Genomic DNA, 1,272 nt, shown 5'->3' with positions numbered 1-1,272 from the left:
TAGACGTGGGTGAGATTGCGCAGCGAGCACGCCAGGACGTACGTGGCGACGGGGTCCCAGATCGGTCCGGTGGCCGGGGACGTGGGGTCGACGACGACGAGGTCCGCGTGCTTTCCCACCTCCACGCTGCCCACCCGGTCGGACAGGCCAAGGGCGTCCGCGGCCCCCAGGGTGTGCATGTGCAGGACCTCGCGGGCGGCCAGCACCGCGGCGTCGCAGTGGACGGCGCGCTGGGTGTACAGGCCGATCCGCATGTTCTGGAACGGGTCGGACACGTCGGTGCAGGACAGGTCGTCCAGGCCCATCCCCACGCGGATGCCCGCGTCCCGGTACCGGGTGATGTCGGCGATGCCCGAGCCCAGCCGGCCGTTAGAGGTGGCCTGCCAGATCACGGCGGAGTCGGTCTCCGCGACCCGGCGGACCATGTGGTCGGTGGGGTGGACGAAGTGGCCGAACGCGAAGTCGGGGCCCAGGACCCCGGCGCGGTCGTACCAGTCGAACTTGGCCCGCTGCACCTCGAGTTGCTCGGCGGTCTCGACGAAGTGCGCCTGGTTGCCCACGCCGTGGGTGTGCATGGCGTGGCGCTCGCGCTCAGCGGTGACCGGCGACGACGACCACTGCACCGACCCGAACACCGACCCGCCCAGGTCCAGCTCGCGGGGAACGGTGCGCAGTCGGTGCTCGGTGACGTGGGCGAACGCGTCGAAGCACTCGGCCTCGGGGAGCTGCTCGTCGTCGAGGCGGGTGGAGGTGACGCAGCGGAGCCCGGAGTCGGCCTGGGCGTCGATCTGCCGGGTGAGGAAGTCGATGTCGTGGACCCGCTCGGCGACCAGGGTCGAGGAGGCGTGGTCGAACACCGCCACGACCCGGCTCTGGGTGAAGTTGTAGGCGCTGGTCACACCGTTGCGCAGGAAGTCCAGGCAGCCGGCGAGGGTGAACCAGTACAGATCCTCGGCCTCCGCCCCGACCATCATCTCGCCCAGCGTCGACACCCAGCCGTAGAGCGTGTCGTCGGGGGCGGTGCCGCGCATCCCGGCGGTGAACAGGTGGCTGTGCGCGGAGACGAACCCGGGGGCCAGGATGGCGCCGCCGAGGTCGTGGACTTCGCCCGGCAGGCCGGGCGGCGGGTCGCCGGGGCCGAGTCCGGCGATGATGCCGGCGTCGTCCACGTGGACCCAGCCGTGGAACCAGGCAGGCGCGGCCGGGTCCGCGGACACGGGCAGGACCAGCGCGTCGGTGAAGGTGATCATGGGTTCTCTCGTTCTCTCGTGT

1 protein-coding gene is annotated in these 1,272 nt (G+C 71.3%); it reads right to left on the bottom strand.

Translation table 11 applies throughout. The features are described from left to right. Nucleotides 1-1,250: amidohydrolase family protein (locus G6023_RS14860; protein WP_182636230.1), on the bottom strand; the 1,250-nt coding region annotated here is incomplete at its 3' end. Nucleotides 1,251-1,272: the final 22 nt, after the last annotated feature.

This window comes from Dietzia sp. DQ11-71, assembly GCF_014144995.1.
Classification (GTDB): Bacteria; Actinomycetota; Actinomycetes; order Mycobacteriales; family Mycobacteriaceae; genus Dietzia; species Dietzia kunjamensis.
The sequence above is the reverse complement of the archived record's forward strand: the minus strand, read 5'-3'. Positions and strand labels throughout refer to the sequence as shown.